1 pseudogene is annotated in these 278 nt (G+C 60.4%); it reads left to right on the top strand.

The features are described from left to right. Window positions 1–227 (top strand): annotated as a pseudogene (locus tag MXD61_RS05915) (ABC transporter permease); the annotation flags it as partial. Window positions 228–278 lie beyond the last annotated feature (51 nt).

Below are 278 nucleotides of genomic sequence, written 5' to 3'. Positions count from 1 at the left end.
GCTTCGCGTTGATCGGCGCGATCGTCGGCGAATACGCCGGCGCGAAGCGCGGCATGGGGCTGCTGATCAACCAGTCGCAAGGCTCCTTCGACACCGCCGGGATCTTCGCCGGCATGATCATCGTCACGGTGATCGCACTGCTCGCCGAGTGGATCCTCACGGTGGCGGAAAACAAACTTCTGAAATGGAAACCGTCGCAATCCGGTTCCCACACGAAAGGACTCTGATGGAAATCCGCAAACTCTACCGTGCTGCACGAACCGGCCGTCGGCTGAAAC

The organism is Frankia sp. AgPm24 (assembly GCF_023243055.1).
Taxonomy (GTDB): domain Bacteria; phylum Actinomycetota; class Actinomycetes; order Frankiales; family Frankiaceae; genus Frankia; species Frankia umida.
This window is presented reverse-complemented; position numbering and strand designations above follow the sequence as displayed.